A 17,532-nucleotide genomic window follows, 5' to 3' on the forward strand; every position below is an offset into this window, starting at 1 on the left:
ATGACCCAGCAGCACCTGACCGTCCTCGTCGTCGGATCGACGGGAAGTATCGGCACCCTCGTCGTCGAGCAGGCCGTCGCCGCGGGTCACACCACCCGCGCCCTCGTGCGGAAGACGCGCCGCGCCAAGAACCTCAACCCGCGCGCCCAGATCATCGTGGGTGACGCCACCAAGATCGACACTCTCCGCTCCGCCCTCGAAGACGTCGACGCGGTGATCTTCGCCCACGGCAGCTCCGACGGGGAAGCGCCAACTACGGGGCCGTGAGAAACGTCCTCGAAGCGCTCGACGGCACGCCGATCCGCATCTCGTTGATGACCTCGATCGGCGCCACCGCGAGACACGACATGAGCGACTGGAAGCGTCGAGGCGAACGCCTCGTCCGCGCCAGCGGCAACCAATACACCATCATCCGACCCGGGTGGTTCGACTACAACGGCCCCGGCGAGGACCGCATCCTGATGCGCCAGGGAGACGATCGCTGGACCGGATCCCCCGCGGACGGCGCCATCGCCAGACGCCAGATCGCCCGCGTCCTCGTCGCCGCTCTCACCGACCCGAACGCCGCCCACCGCACCCTCGAACTTGTCTCCGAGCACGGACCCGAGCAGGACGACCTCAGCCCCGCCTTCGCCGCCCTCGACCCCGACGCCGCGGACTCCATCGACGGCATCCGGGACCAAGTGAACATGCCCCTCGCCAACGAGCCCGCCTCCGTGCGCCGGGACCTCGACGCCCTCACGAGCGGCACATGAACGCCGCGGCCCGCGCAGAAGCACGACCGTCCACGGCGATCGTCGTCGGCGGGTCCCTCGCCGGCCTGATGACGGCGCGGACGCTCTCGCGAGTCGGAATCACCGTCACCGTCCTCGAACGCAGCGGCCCCGTCCGCAGCCGCGGCGGCGGCCTCTTCATCCCCGACGGCCTCGTCGAACAGGTCACCGGTTGGGGCAGCCGCACCGACCAGCCCACGGCGCCGACATCACTGATTGCTGGAATGCACTCCTGGCACACCGTCTACACGGCACTCCTGCACGCCGCCGAGCACGACCCCGCAGTCACCCTCGTCCACAACACCCGCGCCGTCACCGTCGGCCAGGACGAGACCACTGCCTGGGTGACCGCCGACTCCGGCACGTTCCACGCCGATCTCGTCGTCGGCGCCGACGGCCACCGGAGCGTCGTTCGACGCGCAGTCGCTCCCGACCACGAAGACGCGACATTCGCTGGCTACCTGGTCTGGCTCGCCAGCATCAACGAGCAAGACCTGCCCGTCAGCGTGCAGGGCGACCGCCGCTTCGATGACGGCGTCTTCCTCGGCTCAGACGCGCTACTCGCCGCCGGATCCTTCCCCGGAGCCGACGGAACGGCGACCCCAGGTCACCGCATCATCGGGTGGGCGATGTACGACAGCACCCACAACGACTTCCTGATCCGGAACGGTCACGTTCGCAACGACACGGTCCACCACTCCGTGAGCCCACAGGACATCACCCCTCCGCTCCGCCGCGAGCTGACAGCCATGGTCGAGTCGCGCTGGCCCTCACCCTGGCGCGAAGCCATGATCACCAGCCTCCGAGAGAACATCGTCCTTGGCACGCCCATCACCGAGTACGTCCCGACCCGTCTCGTGGATGGACGACTTGCGATCATCGGAGACGCCGCGCACGTTGCCACACCCATGACCGGCCGCGGCTTCACGGAGGCTCTCAACGACGCCGAAGCTCTTGCCGACGCCCTCGACCACGCACGCCGCACGCACTCCAATACCGCGAGCACCACGACCGCTCTGCTCCGCTACGAGAAGAAGCGCCTCCGCCGCGCGCGCAGCACGGTCGAATCTGGTCAGCACTTCAGTCGGCGCTTCCGTCCCGCCGCGTGACCGCGAGGCGCTTAAGGGCGTCCCGTATGGGGATTGCTCGGTGCGACACTCTTGGCAGACCGGGCGACTAGGCCCGCCCGCCCCGATCTAGGGTGGGCAGATGAGTCGTCGTTCTGTTGCACTCACTCTTCTTCTGGCTGTCGTGGGCACCATGACCGCCTGCGCGCCGGACCCAGTGGATCGCGCGCAACTCGATCAGTGGCGCTCGGATCGTCAGGCCGACATCGACGCGGACGGTCCTTTTCTCGCGGTGCTGTCGTCCGAATCGACCGCTGGGCAGGAAGGCGATCGGGTGGAGGCCGTCTTCGACCGACCAGAGTTGCCAGGCGCCATCACCTTTGAATGCTTTGGAGACGGCACGGTCGAGTTGCAGCTCGATTCCGCTTCTACAACAGGTGCGGCCAACACGACGACGACGACGACTGTCGAGGCAGTGGACTGCGCAAAGGGTCCGCACGCGATCGACCCGGCCTCTCTCGGCACCGACCCGATCGGCCTGGTCGGCGTGGCCACAACGAACGCCGATCACGACACGTCATGGTTCCTAACAGTGCGCGCGGCGCAGAGCACTCCCTAACGGCTCACCGCTCAAGTCAGCTCCTGCGAAGCCAGCTAGGTCATCCCGTAAGGGGATCGGTGACCGGTACACGTGCTGACAGCTTGATGAGCCGTATGGGTTTTGCCGCTTCGTGGCCGTCTTTTCTACGTGCTTCGTGTCGCTCGCTCGCGCCGGAAGCGGTGATCGTCTGACAGTTCGCGTCGACCATCTCGGTGCTGGCGTGTGGCACTTGCGTTGATAGTGCCGGAAGCCGTCAGTAGCTGGAGGCTGCCGTCGCTGCGTCGAGTGCCGTGGCCGTGCCGAGCGCGATCAGCGACTTGTCGGTCGCGACGGCGACCCGCGGGAAGCCGAGGGCGCGTAGCTGTCGCGCGCGCTCCGGGTCGCCGGCGTACGCGCCGGCGCTCTTCCCGGCGCGTCGGGCGGCGGCGGCGATCCTCGGCAACGGGTCCTCGGGTCCGTCCGCGGCGAGCAGGTCGGGCAGCTCCTGACCGAGTCCGATCGAGAGATCGAACGGACCGACGAAGACGCCGGTGACTCCCGGTAGCGCGAGAATCTCCTCGACGGCGTCGAGGCCGGCCTGCGTCTCGATCATCAGCCACAGGGCCGGCCGCGCCTCGGCGGCCGACGGGGGTACGGTGCCCCAGAGGTCGCTCATCGGGCCCCAGCTGCGCCGGCCGAGCGGCGGGTAGTGCGCGGCGCGGGCCGCCGCGGCCGCGTCCTCGACCGACTCGATCATCGGGACGACGACGATGTCCGCTCCCGCGTCGAGGGCACGGCCGATCAGGGGATCGGAGAGTCCTGCGACCCGGACGGCGACGGGAGGCCGCTTCCTCACTGTTGCCAGCGCGAGCATGGTGGCGATCACGGCGGTGTCGTCGAAGGCTCCGTGCTGAGCATCCAGCGCCAGCCAGGCGGGCCCGCCGCGCGCGATCTGCGCGACGGTCCGCGGCTCGCCGAGCCAGCACCACACTCCGTCGGCTCGACCGTCACCGAGAATCTGTTCCGCGTTCACGGCGTCGATCTTTGCGTGGTCATGAGCTCGAGTCCAGGCCGGTCCGGGTCGCCGTCGATTCACGAGGGACGAGTTGCGCGCGGGGAACGTGCCCGGTCGGAGGGGCCTCTCCGAGCGCGGCGCTGAGCGCCAGTTGTGCCACGTGTCTTCCGAGGCCCTCGTCGTCGATGAAGACGCTCGAGAGCGAAGGGACGAAGAGTCGTGCGAGCGGGGCGTCGTCGTGGCCGACGACGGAGAGCTGCTCCGGTACGGAGATCCCCAGGCGCAGGGCTGCTCCGACGACGATCGCGGCGATCTCATCGTTGTAGGCGACGACGCCGTCCACGCCGTTCGCGCGCCATGCGGACACCACGTCACGCGCGGTCTCCGCATCGATGCGCACGCTGTCGAGAGCGTCCATTCCGAGAGCGTCGCAGGCTGCCGACGCGATGCGGTGTCGGGCTGTGGAGATCTCGGAGAGCCGGACATCCGTCGGGGCGGCGAACGCCAGTCGTTGTCGCCCCTGCTCAACCAGGTGGTTCACCTGGAGGCGCGGGCCGTCTCCCCAGGAGAAGCTTTCGTCGCTCAGCGGCTGATCCGGACCCTGGATCACCGCTGTCACTCCTGCAGCGCGGATCATGTCGGCCTGCTCGCGGGTGAAGGGGACCATGCCCAGGACGACATCAGGTTGCAAGGTCTCCCAGAGGGGCCGTGCTCTGCCACCGGCGTGAGGCGTCATGGTGACGAGGGAGTAGCCGGCTTCGTCCAAAGCTGTCGATGCCTGGTCGATGTGCCGGCTCATGGAGTACTCCATCGGCCAATCGGGCAGCACCAGGAGGACGATCTTGCTTCGTCCGCTGGCGAGGGCTTTGGCTGCCAGGTGGGGCCGGTATCCGAGGCGCTGCGCGGCGGCGATGACCTTGCTCTTCGTCATCTCGGAGATCGTCTGCCCGGGTGTCGAGTTCAGCACGAACCCGACAGTGGCTCGCGAGACACCGACCTCGCGCGCGATGTCGGCAGCGGTGACTCGTCGGTCTGCCGTCGTCTGGGTCATGGGTCCCTCCGATCGGAGCCTATCGCTTGACCGCGCTAGTCGTTCGGCGGGACGGACCGAAAAATCACTTGCACGCGCTAGCCGGGGAGCGCTAACCTCGCGCTACTAGCTCGCTCTAGTTTCCGATCTGCCTCTGACAATGGAGTCCTACATGGCCACGCCCGCACGCGACGTCCCACCCACCGGAGCTCCCGCTCCGTTCCCGATCCCCTCGGCACCTGCCGCCCAGGAGGAGACGACCGCGGCGGAGCAGACTCCGCCTGCCGAGCAAAAGGTCAGCGCTCTCTACATCTGGCTCCAGGTTCTCGGGCAGTTCGGCGTCTTCATCGCCTTCATCACGCCGCTCGCGATCTCGCTCTCCATCCGCCTCGCCGAGCTCGCTCCTGGCCGGGAGGAGTACCTCGGCTACATCACCGGTTCGGGCGCCCTCGTCGTGATGCTGACGGGGCCGCTGCTCGGAACGCTCAGCGACCGGACCCGGACTCGTCTCGGTCGTCGTCGCCCGTTCCTGATCGTGGGCACTCTGCTGGGAGTCGTGTCCCTGATCGTCATGGCGCTCGCGCCGAACCCTCTCGTGCTCGGCGCCGGATGGATCCTCGCTCAGCTGGGCTGGGGTCAGGTCTTGGGAAATCTGCAGATCTCGATGGCCGACAGGCTCCCGGAGAGCCAGCGCGGGAAGGTCGCAGGCCTCACCGGCTTCGCCACCCAGGTCGCGCCGGTGTTCGGTGTCGTCATCGCCGGAGGGTTCGCGAGCAACTCACTGCTGCTCTTCCTGCTTCCCGGTGCGGTCGGAGTGTTCTTCGTCGCGCTGTTCGTCCTGTTCATCAAGGAGCAGGACAGCCGCGGCAACGTCTTCGACGAGCGCCTCTCACCCAAGACGATCTTCAGAAAGTACATCTACAACCCGCGTCAGTACCCGGACTTCTCCTGGGTCTGGCTCGGCCGCTTCCTCTTCTACTTCGGTCTCACCCTCAACACGACCTTCACCGCGTTCTTCTTCGCTTCTCGCCTGGGCGTGGAAGTGGTGGACGTCGCACCGATCATCGCGACCATGGGCCTGTTCGGCATTCTGGCGACGACCGTAGGCGCGCTCGGCGGCGGATTCCTCTCGGACCGCCTGCGTCGCCGCCGCACCTTCGTCCTCCTCGGTTCTGTGCTCTTCGCTGTAGGCGCGGCAGTCGCCGCCTTCGCGACCGACGTTCCCCAGCTGTACATCGGCTCGCTGCTCACCTCGGTCGGCATCGGCGTGTTCGCCGCCGTCGATCAGGCCCTGATGCTCGACGTGCTCCCCGAGAAGGAGACCAGCGCCGGCCGCTACCTGGGCATCATCGGCTTCGCCGTCTCGATCCCGCAGGCCGCGGCACCCTTCATCGCCCCGGTGTTCCTCGCCGTCGGCGCCAGCGCCGCAGGCGACAAGAACTACACCCTGCTCTACCTCATCGCCGGCGCTTTCACGATCATCGGCGGTCTGGTCGTCATGCGGGTCAAGTCTGTCCGCTAGCAACCGACCGCTTCTCGGATCCCTCGTTCCTCTCGACTTCTGGAGCTCTTCGCAATGCCCGCAGCCTGGACCGCCCCGTTCATCACCCCCGTCGCCTCGCGCGGCGCCACCGACGAGCCCGCCTCCTACCTCCGACGCGAGTTCGCGATCGAGCAGGCGCCGGTCCGCGCGACACTGCGGGTCTCGGCGATCGGTCTGATCGAGCCCCACCTCAACGGCGAGGTCATCGGAGACGAGGTGCTCGCGCCGGGGTGGACCTCCTACCGTCATCGGCTCGTCGTGAGCAGCCACGACGTCACCGACCGCGTCACCGTTGGCGCGAACACGATCGGGCTCGTCCTCGGAGAGGGCTGGGCGCTCGGACGCCTGGGCTGGGAGGACAAGCGCAACCACTACTCGGACCGCCCCGCCGCATGGGTGCAGCTCGAGCTCGAGAACACCGACGGATCCGTCCACGTGATCGATGGCAGCGACGGCTTCCGAGCCGGCCGCGGGGGCGTGCTCGCGAACAGCATCTACGACGGCGAGGTCTTCGACGCTCGACTCGAACCCGCCGGATGGGACCGTCCCGGCTTCGACGCCTCCGGCTGGGGAGAGGTCGAGACGTTCGACTGGCCACTGGATGCACTGGTCGAACCGATCGCTCCGCCCATCCGGCGCACTGAGGAACTCGCCCCGGTCCAGATCCTGACCACCCCCGCCGGCAAGACGGTCGTGGACTTCGGCCAGAACCTCTCAGGCTGGGTCCGACTGACCGTGTCCGGGGAGCCAGGGGCGACCATCACCCTCCGGCACGCAGAGGTGATGACCGGGGGAGAGATCGACCTCGAAACCCTCCGCACCGCAGCGGGAACCGACCGGTACACCCTCCGCGGAGGAGACGTGGAGACGTGGGAGCCGCGCTTCACGTTCCACGGCTTCCGCTACGTCGAGATCGACGGATGGCCTGGACAGCTGACCCCGGGCGCGGTCCGCGCGATCGTCGTCCACTCGGACATGCCGCGCACCGGCTGGCTCGAGACTTCGGAGCCGCTGCTGAACCAGCTGCACTCCAACGCGGTCTGGTCGATGCGCGACAACTTCGTCGGGGTCCCCACCGACTGCCCCCAGCGCGACGAGCGCCTGGGCTGGACCGGCGACATCAACGCCTTCGCTCCCACCGCAGCGTTCCTCTTCGACGTGCGCGGAGTGCTCGGCTCCTGGCTGCGCGACCTCGCCGCCGAGCAGAAGGAGAAGGGCTTCGTGCCGTGGGTCGTGCCGGACGTGCTCTCCACTCCGTCCTCACCGACCGCGCTCTGGAGCGACGTGGCCGTCAGCCTCCCCTGGGCGCTCTACCGCGAATACGGCGACACCGGCATCCTCGCCGACGCCTACGACTCGATGACCGCGTTCATCCGCCAGGTCGCCGAGCTCCTCGACGAGCGCGGGCTCTGGAGCACCGGCTTCCAGTACGGAGACTGGCTCGACCCCGACGCTCCTGACGACAACCCCGCCGGCGGCAAGACCGATCGGCACCTCGTCGCGGCCGCCTACCTCTGCCGCACCACCCGCGAGATGGCCGACACGGCCCGCCTTCTGGGCCGCGGCGACGACAGCGCCGAGTTCGACGCCCTCGCGCGGCGCGTGAGAGCCGCCTTCCTCGACGAGTACGTCACCCCCCGCGGACGAGTGGTCAACGAGACAGCGACCGCCTACGCCCTGGCGATCACCTTCGACATCCTCGATGAGGCTCAGAAGCAGCACGCCGGCGACCGGCTCGCCGCGATCGTCGCGAAGGCCGGCTTCCACATCTCCACCGGATTCGCCGGCACACCGCTCGTGACCGATGCACTCTCCTCCACCGGGCACCTCGACGAGGCGTACCTGCTGCTCCTCGAGACCGGCTGCCCGTCCTTCCTTTATCCCGTCACGATGGGAGCCACGACCATCTGGGAACGGTGGGACTCCGTCCGACCCGATGGGAGCATCAACCCCTCCGGGATGACCTCGCTCAACCACTACGCGCTCGGCGCGGTTGTCGACTGGATGCACCGCACGATCGGCGGACTCACCGCCCTCGACGCCGGCTACCGCTCCATGCGCATCGCCCCCCAGCCCGGGAGGAAGCTCACCAGCGCGTCCCTGCGGCACGCGACCGTCTACGGAGACGTGCACGTGCGCTGGAGCATCACCGGATCGCAGGTCGACGTCTCGGTCAGCATCCCGGAGGGAACGACCGCCGAGGTCGTCCTGCCGAAGCACCCCGACGCGCTGACGATCCCTGTCGACGCAGGCGAGCACGACTGGAGCTACGAGATCGACGTGTCCACGAGCACCGCGGTCTACGATCTTGGCTCCACTCTCGGAACCCTGGCCGCCGATCCGAACGCGTGGCGCCTGTTCACCGACGTGTTCGGCAGCTACTACCCCGGAGTGCCGCTGGACGGCGCCGCCCCCGAGGCCGCCGCGATGTCCGTCGCCACGATGCTCGAGTACATCCCCGGAGTGGCGGACGAGTTCCGCACCGACCTCGTCAACGCCCTCACCGCCGCATCCACCGGAGCCCCCGCATGAACATCGACATCAGCACCCTGACCCTCGATCAGAAGGCTTCGCTCCTCTCCGGCCACGACTTCTGGTCGACGACCGCGATCGAGGACGCCGGCATCCCCTCGCTCGTCCTCACCGACGGCCCGCACGGCATCCGCCGTCAAGCAGGAGATGCCGACCACCTTGGCATCAACGATGCTCTGCCATCGACGTGCTTCCCGCCGGCCGTCGCCGTCGGCTCCAGCTGGGACCCGGAGATCGCGGCGCAGGTGGGTGCCGCCGTCGGCCGCGAGGCGCTCGCTCTGGGTGTCGCCGTCGTGCTCGGTCCCGGGGTGAACATCAAGCGCTCACCGCTGTGCGGGCGCAACTTCGAGTACTACTCCGAGGACCCCCTGCTCTCCGGCGTCCTCGGCGCAGCTCATGTGAAGGCCATGCAGGACGTCGGACCCGGCGCCTCCGTGAAGCACTTCGCCGCGAACAACCAGGAGCACGAGCGGATGCGCATCAGCGCCGACGTCGACGAGCGCACCCTCCGCGAGATCTACCTCCCCGCGTTCGAACGAGTCGTCACCGAAGCCGCGCCCGCCACCGTGATGTGCTCCTACAACAAGATCAACGGGGTCTACGCCTCCCACGACCGGTGGCTCCTCACTGACGTGCTCCGCGACGAATGGGGATACCAGGGCGCCGTCGTCTCCGACTGGGGCGCGGTCAGCGACCGCGTCGCCGGCGTCGAGGCCGGAATGGATCTCGAGATGCCCGGCAGCGGCGGAGGCACCGACCAGCAGATCATCGACGCCGTCCACAGCGGCGAACTCGACGAGAGCCTCGTCGACGCTTCCGTCGCCCGAGTGCTCGCCCTCACCGACCTCCCGCATACCGCCATCGGCGATATCGACGTCGACGCGCACCACGCGCTCGCGCGCACCCTCGCCGCGGACTCGGTCGTCCTCCTCAAGAACGACGGCGACGTGCTCCCGCTGGCAGGCCCGTCCCGGCTCGCGGTCATCGGCTCCTTCGCCACCACGCCGCGCTTCCAGGGCGGCGGCAGCTCCCACATCAACCCCACCCGCACCGACGCGGCGCTCCACAGCATCCGCGACCTCGCCCTCGAGCGCGGTGTCACCGTCGAACACGCTGACGGCTTCCTGCTGACGGAGGACCCCGACGCCGAAGCCCGGCGCTCACTCGCCGTCGACGTCGCCGGTCGCTGCGACACCGCGATCGTCTTCGTCGGGCTCGGCGATCGTGAGGAGTCCGAGGGCTTCGATCGCGACACGCTCTCCCTCCCCGAACCGCAACTCGCGGTGATCAGAGCGGTCGCCGAGGTCGCGCCCCGAACGGTCGTCGTCCTCTCCAACGGCGGAGTCGTCTCGCTCGAGGGCTGGCACGACGACGTCGATGCGATCCTCGAGGGCTGGCTGCTCGGGCAAGCCGGAGGATCTGCTCTGGCGGACATCCTCTTCGGGATCGTCAACCCGTCCGGCCACCTCGCCGAGACCATCCCGCTGCGGCTGCAGGACAACCCGAGCTGGAACAACTTCCCGGGCGAGCAGGGACACGTCCGCTACGGCGAAGGTGTCATGGTCGGCTACCGCCACTACGAGACCGCCGGCACCCCCGTCCGCTATCCCTTCGGCCACGGACTCAGCTACACCAGCTTCGCTGCCTCCGACCTGCAGGTCACAGCGACCGGCACCGACACCGCCTCGGTGCGCCTGACCGTGACGAACACGGGAGGGATCTTCGGGAAGCATGTCGTCCAGCTCTACGTCGCCACCGTCGCCGGCCCCGTCCGCCGACCCTCCCGCGAACTGCGCGCCTTCACGAAGATCGCACTCGAGCCGGGGGAGTCGCAGACCGTCCAGTTCACGCTCGAACGTCGCGCCTTCGCCTACTGGGACATCGAGCTCTCCCAGTGGGTCGTTCCGGCCGGCGACTACACCGTGCAGATCGGCGACTCCGTCGCGAGCATCAGCACCGAAGCGACCATCGCTCTCACCGGCGACGTCCTCCTCCGCCCGCTCACGATGGACTCGACCGTCGGCGACTGGTTCGGCCACCCGATCGTCGGACCGGCACTGATGGAGGGCCTCTCGGCCGGCATGAGCGAGGAGCAGCGTCAGCACGCGCAGGAGAACCCGAACGATCTGAAGATGGTCGAATCGATGCCCATGCAGCAGTTCCTCGCCTTCACCGGCGGCGCGTTCCCCCAGGACGCCCTCGAGCAGCTGATGGCGCTGAGCGCCGTCGAGCCCGCAGCGGCGTAAAAGAGGACGAGTCCTTCTCCTCGCTGACCGGTCCTGCGCCGGACACCGTCCAGCTGCCTCCGTCGTCCGCTTCAGTCGGCGGCCCCTCATCCTCGAGCGAACGGAGCTCCGGCATGTTCACAGGTGACCACTCGCACAACTCGAATCGAATCCGCTCGCCTCTCCTCCCACGGAAAGCAGCCGCACCGCGCACGTGTGACCACACGCGCTCGTCGCGCCTACAGTCCAGGCGCCCGCTCAGAGTACGACGCAGGGCGTCGCGGCAAGCGTCCCGTATGGGGATCGCCTAGCGGTCGCCCTCCGCGCAGACTGAGCCCGTGACGTCGGTAGAACTACTTAATGCGCGCCCCCGAGACGACGCGCAGATGGAGTCACTCTTCAGTTCGGGGTGGCCGGCGTTCATCTCCGCCGACCGCCTCGCGGAGGAGCACCTGCCGCACGTCCGCGAGCGATTCACCCGGTTCGAGCTCGTGGTCCTCGATGAAAACGTGCCGGTCGCCGCGGGCTGGGCGGTGCCGATCCGGTGGGACGGCACCCGCGAGGGTTTGCCCACCGGGTACGGAGACTCCCTCCGCCAGGCGCTCGAGGATGAGGACGAGGCGACGACTCTCGCCGTCTGCGCCGCCCAGGTGCATCCGGATCGCACCGGCGCCGGGCTCGTCGGGACGCTGCTCGGCGCGTTCCGCGACCTCAGCGTCACGAGCGGGTTCGAGCACGTGATCGTGCCGCTGCGCCCGACGATGAAGCCGCGCTACCCGCTGACCCCGATCGACGTCTACGCGGGCTGGACCCGTGAGGACGGGCTGCCGCTGGATCCGTGGCTGCGCACGCACGTGCGGATGGGCGCGAGCGTCCTCGACGTCGCCCCGCGATCGCAGGTGATGACCGGCACCGTCGCCCAGTGGGAGGAGTGGACCGGGATGGTGCTGCCGTCGTCGGGGGAGTACGTGATCCCCGGCGGCCTCTCGACGCTGCGCCTCGACCGCGACGCGGACGAGGGGACCTACGTAGAGCCGAATATCTGGGTGCAGCACCGTTGATCCGGCGCCGTCCCGTTGGGGGATGGATCACCGAGACGGCGTCTGGTCGGTCAGCTCCGTGCGCCACCAAGCCGACAGGTGATCGAGCGCGGCAGTGCTCGCCTTCGTCAAACGCGTGCGGGTTGCTTCCCGATCAGCACCGGTGAGGACCGCGTCGCCGATGGCTTCGGTGGTCTGCTGCACGACCGCGACGAGTGCGGCTGCTTGAGCACGCCGAGTCATCGAGTCCATCCCCGTGCCAGCCAATTCCGCTGCAACCGCGGTCGTGGCGTCGCTGTAGAACTCCAGAGCCCGGCGCCGGAGCACTGTGCTGAGTCTGCACTGAGCGGGGAACTCCCCTCGTGCCAGGGTCGGATCCTCCTCGACGTACCGATCGATGTCCTCGAGGACGACGGCGCGCATCGCGTCGGCCGGGGACTGCTGGGCGCCTCGCTCGGCGACCGCGGCTCGGATCCTCTCGAGCACCTCGTCCGCTCGATCGAAGACGAGATCGGGCTTGGTCGGGAAGTAGTTGTAGACCGTCTGATCCGAGACGGCAGCGGCACGCGCGACGTCCGAGATGGACACCTCGTCGTACCCGCGCTCAGCGAAGAGCCGTGCCGCGACGTCGCCCAGGCGCGCGCGGGTCTCTCGCTTCCTGCGCTCTCGAAGTCCCGACGCGACCACCGTGCCTGCTTCCCCCATCACGCCAGTCTGCCACGAAGAGTTGAGTGACTCAAAGTTTCTGTTACGGTGACGAAGTTCGAGTCACTACACATTCGGCGGGAGCCGGGGAACGAGGATGTCCGATGAACGCGCACAGGCAGAGGCGAGTGCTCATCTCGGGAGCGAGCTTCGCGGGGCTCGCGACGGCGCTCTGGATGCGCCGGCTCGGCTACGAGGTCACGATCGTTGAGATCGGGTCCGGCCTGAAGCGAGGAGGCACCCCGGTCGACATCCGCGATGACACCATCGCGATCATCGAGCGGATGGGCCTGCTCGAGCAGATCTCGGCGAAAGCACTTGCTCCTCGCGTGACGGAGTTCACTACGCCGGCGGGGGACCTCATCGCACGGATCGACCCCGAGCCGCCCACAGCGGACGCGGTGGGCGACGGCTACGAGATCCACCGTGATGATCTGCTCGACATCCTCGCCGCGGCAACGGAGGGCGAGGTGGAGATGCTGTGGAGCAACTCCATCGCGTCGCTGCACGAGCTCGACGAGGAGAGCCTCCGCGTCACCTTCCGTGACGGCACCGAGAGGAACTTCTCCCTGGTGTTCGGCTGCGACGGCAATCACTCCACGGTGCGCCGACTGCACTTCGGTCAGGAAGCGCTCTACAGCCACTTCCTCCAGACGTACTTCTCCATCGCGACCCTCGACAGCCTGATCATCGCCCCTCAGACGACTCGGATCACGAGCTCTCCGGGCGTGACGATGCTGGTGAACTCGTACGACTCCACCACCGAACTCGTTCTCGGCTTCCGCTCCGAGAAGGAGATCCCGTACGACCACCACGACGAGGAGGAGCAGAAGAGCATCCTCCGCGAACACCTGCTGCACGCCGGCCCGCCGTTCTCTGATCACCTCGAACAGGCGATCGACGTCGAGACCTTCTATTTCGACAAGCTCAGCCAGATCAAGATGCCGGCGTGGACGTCAGGACGCGTCGCGCTCGTCGGCGACGCCGGCTACTGCGCATCGCCTGCCGCGGGCATGGGAGGGTCGCTCGCCGTCATTGGCGCCACAGCGCTTTTCGACGCCTTCCAGGCGGCGGATGGCGATGTCGAGCAGGCGTTCGCCCACTACGAGCACGCACTCCGCCCGGTCGTCGACGAGATCCAGCACGACGCCGAGCACATCGGCGTCAGCAGCTACTTCCCCGCGACCGAAGAGCAGATCCGGGCCCGCAACAACATGCTGCTCGGGCACTGAGCAACCCGACTCACGAAGGGGAAGCCCCTGCTCGCCATTCCCACCCAGCCCGACGAGCTGTGGGCCTCACTCGAGCGTTACGTCGCTGTGCAGAACGCCGATCCGACCGGCACACCGGTGTCTTGCTCGGTCAGCCTCAGAGGACGATGACGTTGATGAACCAGGCTGCACCGAGGCTGTCGGGGAGCATGCCTTAGGCACCTATCGTCCCGGGCCCTCGACGCCGGACTCGCCCTTGCGCGCCGTGAAGCCGCGATGCAGAGGGGGATCAGTTGGCGAAGCGGGCGTCCGATAGCCGGTCGTTCACCGCGTCAGGTCGACGAGCGGGGTTCACCCCGTAGGGGCGGGGGCGGCAGCGTCCCGTTAGACCCGCCCGATGAGATGCCCGATGACGGGGCGGCTATCGGGACACAAGGATGGTGGATTTCAAGACGAGGCCGCGCACTCGAGCCGTGGTGTTCGGCGACGTCGAGCGGCAGCTGCGTTCCGATCCCCGTTTCACGGAGGAGCGGATCGTGTGGACGGAGAACGCAGACGGCAGCCGACCAGCCGCACCGCCCGCTCGGACGCGCGCTTGAGTTCATCGTGTCGGAGTTGAGGATCGAGCGGTCGCTCCCTCCCGGATGTCGCCGCCGAGCAGCCGGCCTGCACCGGACCGACCGTCGTGCGGCACCGCTGCAGCACCCCGGCGGAAGGGGCACCGCGCACGCTCGACGTCGACGAGTCCCACACCGCCTTCGGAGAGCCGTCGATCGACACGGCCTCCCGCAGGAACGACCGACCATCGCCCGCAGCATCCTCACGGCGGAGTTCCGCAAGCGGGCGGTACGACGATCGCGGGGACCCGGCTGCTGACCTCGGACTCGGTTCAGCGTCCGCTCACACCCGCGCCTCAGTGCCGCACGGCCTGCACGTAGCCGAGCACGTCCCGTCCGAGCGCTGACGTGTGCGGCCAGGAGTCCGAGATGCGGCGGGCGAGAGGGGCGAGCAGCGCGGCCTCGGCCTCGCGGTCGCCCCGGACGTGCGCTTCCAGCGCCGCCGTCAGCGTGCGGCGCGCGTCGGCCAGCACGCCCGGGGAGAGGCCGTCGTCCGCGGCGTCGGCGGTCCGCTGGATTAGCCGCTCGAGAGTCGTCGTCATCGTCGCATTCTTCGGAGGCTCAGTATCCGGAGCCGTCCGCCACCGCGCCGAGCGCCGCCGCCGTGCCGAGCGCGATCAGCGACTGGTCGGTCGCGACGGCGACCCGCGGGAAGCCGAGCGCGCGCAGCTGCCGAGCGCGGTCCGGGTCGCCCGCGTAGGCACCGGCGCCCCTGCCCGCGTTCCTGGCGGCCGCGGCGATCCTCGGCAGCGGGTCCCCGGGTCCGTCCGCGGCGAGCAGGTCGGGCAGCGCCCGGCCGAGTCCGATCGCGAGGTCGAACGGGCCGACGAAGACGCCGGCGACCCCCGGCACCGCGAGGACCTGCTCGACGGCGTCGAGGCCGGCCTGCGTCTCGATCATCAGCCACAGGGCCGGCCGCGCCTCGGCGGCCGACTGGGGCGCGACGTCCCAGAGGTCGGTCATCGGTCCCCAGCTGCGTCGGCCGAGCGGCGGGTAGTGCGCGGCGCGGACCGCCGCGGCCGCGTCCTCGACCGACTCGATCATCGGGACGACGACGATGTCGGCTCCGGCGTCCAGAGCCCGCCCGATCAGCGGGTCCGAGAGCCCGGCGACCCGGACGGCGACCGGCGGCCGCGAGGTCACCGTCGCCAGCGCGCGCATGGTCGCGAGCACCGCGGCGTCGTCGAAGGCGCCGTGCTGCGCGTCCAGGCAGAGCCAGGCGGGTCCGCCGCGCGCGATCTGCGCCACCGTCAGCGGCTCGCCGAGCCGGCACCACACCCCGTCGGCACGACCGTCTCCGAGAACCCGCTCCGCATCCACGGGTCCGATCCTCGCGCATCGGGGGCGGCCACGAGCGAGGTCCCTCCCGTGCCGATGTCGGTGGGGTCGACCTACACTCGGACATGTTCGAACACATGTTCGATCCCGTGAGGAGGGCCGAGAATGAGCGTGACCGTGGTGGACCGCATCGCGACCCCGGCCCGGGACGCCGTGGCCGTCTCCCTCCTCGTCCCCGCCGACGCGGTGGCGGCGGGCTTCCCGTCGCCCGCGCAGGACTACTTCGACGGCTCCCTCGACCTCAACGACCACCTGATCCGGGACAAGACCTCGACGTTCATCGTCCGCGTCTCGGGCGAGAGCATGACCGGCGCCGGCATCAGCGACGGCGACGAGCTGGTGGTCGACCGCTCGCTGACCCCGACGCACGGCAGCGTCGTGATCGCGATCCTCGACGGCGAGCTGACCGTCAAGCGGCTCGAGCTGAGCCCCGGGGGAGTGGTGCTGCGCGCGGAGAACCCGGACTACCCGCCGATCCTCGTCGCCGAGCTGAGCGACCTCCAGATCTGGGGCGTCGTCACCGTCTGCCTGCACCGGCTGCACCGTGCGCTCTGAGCGGCGGATCGGCCTGGTCGACGTGAACAGCTTCTACGTCTCTTGCGAGCGGCTGTTCGACCCGAAGCTGCAGGGGCGGCCGGTGGTCGTCCTCTCGAACAACGACGGCTGCGTGGTCGCCCGCTCGGACGAGGTGAAGAAGCTCGGCATCGAGAACGGGACGCCCTGGTTCAAGGTCCTGCCCCTGATCCGCTCGGGACGCCTCCCGGAGGTGATCGCCCGCTCCAGCAACTACGAGCTGTACGGCGAGCTGTCCGCGCGGGTGATGGAGCTGCTGGGCCGCTACTCGGCCTGGCAGGAGGTGTACTCGATCGACGAGAGCTTCCTCGGCGTCGACGGCGACGTGGCGGAGCGGGCGAGGATCGGCCGGGCGATGCGGGCGGCCGTCGCGAAGAACGTCGGCCTGCCCGTGTGCGTCGGGTTCGGGCCGAGCAAGACGCTCGCGAAGTTCGTCAACAAGGGCGGTGCGAAGAAGCACCCGCGCCTGGGAGGCGTCTGCGACACCGACTGGTACACCCCCGAGCAGCTCGACGCGCTGATGGCGTCGCAGCACGTCACCGAGCTGTGGGGCGTCGCGGGCCGCACCGGGAAGCGCCTCGCGGAGCTGTCCATCCACACGATCCGGGACCTGCGCGATGCCGACCCGGCGCTGATCCGGAAGAAGTTCTCGGTGGTGCTGCAGCGCTCCGTCTACGAGCTGCGCGGGGTCGACTGCATCCCGCTCGAGGCGGCGCGGACCGTCCGGGACCAGCTGATCTTCTCGCGCTCGTTCGCCACTCCGGTGACGACGATCGCGGACATGGAGCAGGTGCTCTCCGTCTACGCGCAGCGCGCGGCCCACCGCCTCCGCGCGCAGGGGTCGGTGACGAAGACGATGAGCGTCTTCGCGTCGACGTCGCCGTTCGCGGACGCGCCGTACGAGTCCGCGGGTGGGCTGGCCGGCTTTCCCGTGCCCACGGACGACCCGGTGGCGATCGTGAAGGCGGCGATCGGGACGCTGCGGCCTCGGCTGCGCGAGGGCGCCCGCTACGTGCGGGCCGGCGTGATCCTGACGAACCTGTCGCCGCGCGACTCGCACGCCCTCCTCGAGGTGTTCGACACCGCGTTCGACAGCAAGGGTCTCGGCGCGACGATCGACGCCGTGACCAAGCGCCACGGCCGCTCCGCCGTCGGCCTCGGGCTCGCCGGGATCCGCAAGGGACCGGTCTGGACGATGAAGCGCGCCGCGCTGTCGCTGCGCGCCACGACGCACTGGGGGGAGCTGGCGACGGCGCACGCGCGCTGATCCGCTTCGTCCCGCT

At 69.1% G+C, this 17,532-nt stretch carries 16 protein-coding genes; 11 read left to right on the plus strand and 5 right to left on the minus strand.

The window, feature by feature from the left end; all coding sequences use genetic code 11:
- The 4 genes from MT350_RS20225 to MT350_RS16535 all read left to right on the plus strand — a co-directional run bounded on the left by MT350_RS20225 (position 1) and on the right by MT350_RS16535 (position 2,459).
- Complete coding sequence (locus MT350_RS20225) at positions 1–267, plus strand: NAD(P)H-binding protein (RefSeq protein ID WP_279396483.1); 267 nt, start codon at positions 1–3, stop codon at positions 265–267.
- Positions 264–755 (plus strand): NAD(P)H-binding protein, encoded by a 492-nt coding sequence (locus MT350_RS20230; RefSeq protein WP_308197397.1) that lies wholly within the window; start codon positions 264–266, stop codon positions 753–755. The genes MT350_RS20225 and MT350_RS20230 overlap by 4 nt, the downstream gene beginning before the upstream one ends.
- The gene (locus MT350_RS16530) at positions 752–1,882 is read left to right on the plus strand and encodes an FAD-dependent monooxygenase (RefSeq protein ID WP_243616287.1); all 1,131 of its coding nucleotides are present in this window, start codon (positions 752–754) and stop codon (positions 1,880–1,882) included. Before MT350_RS20230 ends, MT350_RS16530 begins: the two co-directional genes overlap by 4 nt.
- A 100-nt stretch (positions 1,883–1,982) precedes the next feature.
- The gene (locus MT350_RS16535; RefSeq protein WP_243616288.1) at positions 1,983–2,459 is read left to right on the plus strand and encodes a hypothetical protein; all 477 of its coding nucleotides are present in this window, start codon (positions 1,983–1,985) and stop codon (positions 2,457–2,459) included.
- A 235-nt stretch (positions 2,460–2,694) separates the two neighbouring features.
- Here the strand turns inward: MT350_RS16535 and MT350_RS16540 are convergent, their stop codons facing one another.
- Positions 2,695–3,453, minus strand: coding sequence for an HpcH/HpaI aldolase/citrate lyase family protein (locus MT350_RS16540; RefSeq protein WP_243600062.1), 759 nt, complete (start codon positions 3,451–3,453; stop codon positions 2,695–2,697).
- Between the two features lie 19 nt (positions 3,454–3,472).
- Entirely contained in the window at positions 3,473–4,486 is a 1,014-nt protein-coding gene (locus MT350_RS16545) for a LacI family DNA-binding transcriptional regulator (RefSeq protein WP_243600063.1), read from the minus strand.
- 151 nt (positions 4,487–4,637) lie between these two features.
- Here MT350_RS16545 and MT350_RS16550 point away from each other — a divergent pair, with 151 nt between their 5' ends.
- From MT350_RS16550 to MT350_RS16565, 4 genes are all read left to right on the plus strand, one after another.
- Entirely contained in the window at positions 4,638–5,987 is a 1,350-nt protein-coding gene (locus MT350_RS16550) for an MFS transporter (protein WP_243600064.1), read from the plus strand.
- 54 nt (positions 5,988–6,041) lie between these two features.
- Positions 6,042–8,540, plus strand: a complete 2,499-nt coding sequence (locus MT350_RS16555) for an alpha-L-rhamnosidase (protein ID WP_243616289.1) — start codon at positions 6,042–6,044, stop codon at positions 8,538–8,540.
- Positions 8,537–10,786, plus strand: coding sequence for a glycoside hydrolase family 3 C-terminal domain-containing protein (locus tag MT350_RS16560; protein WP_243600066.1), 2,250 nt, complete (start codon positions 8,537–8,539; stop codon positions 10,784–10,786). Before MT350_RS16555 ends, MT350_RS16560 begins: the two co-directional genes overlap by 4 nt.
- 365 nt (positions 10,787–11,151) lie before the next feature.
- Entirely contained in the window at positions 11,152–11,826 is a 675-nt protein-coding gene (locus MT350_RS16565) for a hypothetical protein (protein WP_243616290.1), read from the plus strand.
- 27 nt (positions 11,827–11,853) lie between these two features.
- Here the strand turns inward: MT350_RS16565 and MT350_RS16570 are convergent, their stop codons facing one another.
- Positions 11,854–12,492, minus strand: coding sequence for a TetR/AcrR family transcriptional regulator (locus MT350_RS16570; protein WP_243616291.1), 639 nt, complete (start codon positions 12,490–12,492; stop codon positions 11,854–11,856).
- Positions 12,493–12,614: 122 nt separating this feature from the next.
- Between MT350_RS16570 and MT350_RS16575 the strand changes: the two genes are divergently transcribed.
- Complete coding sequence (locus MT350_RS16575) at positions 12,615–13,742, plus strand: FAD-dependent monooxygenase (RefSeq protein WP_279396498.1); 1,128 nt, start codon at positions 12,615–12,617, stop codon at positions 13,740–13,742.
- A gap of 892 nt (positions 13,743–14,634) precedes the next feature.
- Here the strand turns inward: MT350_RS16575 and MT350_RS16580 are convergent.
- Both MT350_RS16580 and MT350_RS16585 read right to left on the minus strand, forming a co-directional pair.
- The gene (locus MT350_RS16580; protein WP_243600070.1) at positions 14,635–14,880 is read right to left on the minus strand and encodes a hypothetical protein; all 246 of its coding nucleotides are present in this window, start codon (positions 14,878–14,880) and stop codon (positions 14,635–14,637) included.
- A 19-nt stretch (positions 14,881–14,899) separates the two neighbouring features.
- Positions 14,900–15,658 (minus strand): aldolase/citrate lyase family protein, encoded by a 759-nt coding sequence (locus MT350_RS16585; protein WP_243600071.1) that lies wholly within the window; start codon positions 15,656–15,658, stop codon positions 14,900–14,902.
- Positions 15,659–15,781: 123 nt separating this feature from the next.
- Between MT350_RS16585 and MT350_RS16590 the strand changes: the two genes are divergently transcribed.
- Together MT350_RS16590 and MT350_RS16595 are read left to right on the plus strand one after the other, a co-directional pair.
- On the plus strand, positions 15,782–16,231 hold the full coding sequence (locus tag MT350_RS16590; RefSeq protein WP_123446383.1) for a LexA family transcriptional regulator: 450 nt from the start codon (positions 15,782–15,784) through the stop codon (positions 16,229–16,231).
- Positions 16,221–17,516 (plus strand): Y-family DNA polymerase, encoded by a 1,296-nt coding sequence (locus MT350_RS16595; protein WP_243600072.1) that lies wholly within the window; start codon positions 16,221–16,223, stop codon positions 17,514–17,516. The genes MT350_RS16590 and MT350_RS16595 overlap by 11 nt, the downstream gene beginning before the upstream one ends.
- Positions 17,517–17,532: the final 16 nt, after the last annotated feature.

This window comes from Rathayibacter sp. VKM Ac-2928, assembly GCF_022815545.1.
Lineage (GTDB): Bacteria > Actinomycetota > Actinomycetes > Actinomycetales > Microbacteriaceae > Rathayibacter > Rathayibacter festucae.

Coding starts and splice junctions, on each gene's coding strand:
- MT350_RS16580 (WP_243600070.1), bottom strand. CDS start 14,880: ATGACGACGACTCTCGAGCGGCTAATCCAGCGGACCGCCGACGCCGCG.
- MT350_RS16535 (WP_243616288.1), top strand. CDS start 1,983: ATGAGTCGTCGTTCTGTTGCACTCACTCTTCTTCTGGCTGTCGTGGGC.
- MT350_RS16530 (WP_243616287.1), top strand. CDS start 752: ATGAACGCCGCGGCCCGCGCAGAAGCACGACCGTCCACGGCGATCGTC.
- MT350_RS16550 (WP_243600064.1), top strand. CDS start 4,638: ATGGCCACGCCCGCACGCGACGTCCCACCCACCGGAGCTCCCGCTCCG.
- MT350_RS16545 (WP_243600063.1), bottom strand. CDS start 4,486: ATGACCCAGACGACGGCAGACCGACGAGTCACCGCTGCCGACATCGCG.
- MT350_RS16555 (WP_243616289.1), top strand. CDS start 6,042: ATGCCCGCAGCCTGGACCGCCCCGTTCATCACCCCCGTCGCCTCGCGC.
- MT350_RS20225 (WP_279396483.1), top strand. CDS start 1: ATGACCCAGCAGCACCTGACCGTCCTCGTCGTCGGATCGACGGGAAGT.
- MT350_RS16590 (WP_123446383.1), top strand. CDS start 15,782: ATGAGCGTGACCGTGGTGGACCGCATCGCGACCCCGGCCCGGGACGCC.
- MT350_RS16575 (WP_279396498.1), top strand. CDS start 12,615: ATGAACGCGCACAGGCAGAGGCGAGTGCTCATCTCGGGAGCGAGCTTC.
- MT350_RS16565 (WP_243616290.1), top strand. CDS start 11,152: ATGGAGTCACTCTTCAGTTCGGGGTGGCCGGCGTTCATCTCCGCCGAC.
- MT350_RS16560 (WP_243600066.1), top strand. CDS start 8,537: ATGAACATCGACATCAGCACCCTGACCCTCGATCAGAAGGCTTCGCTC.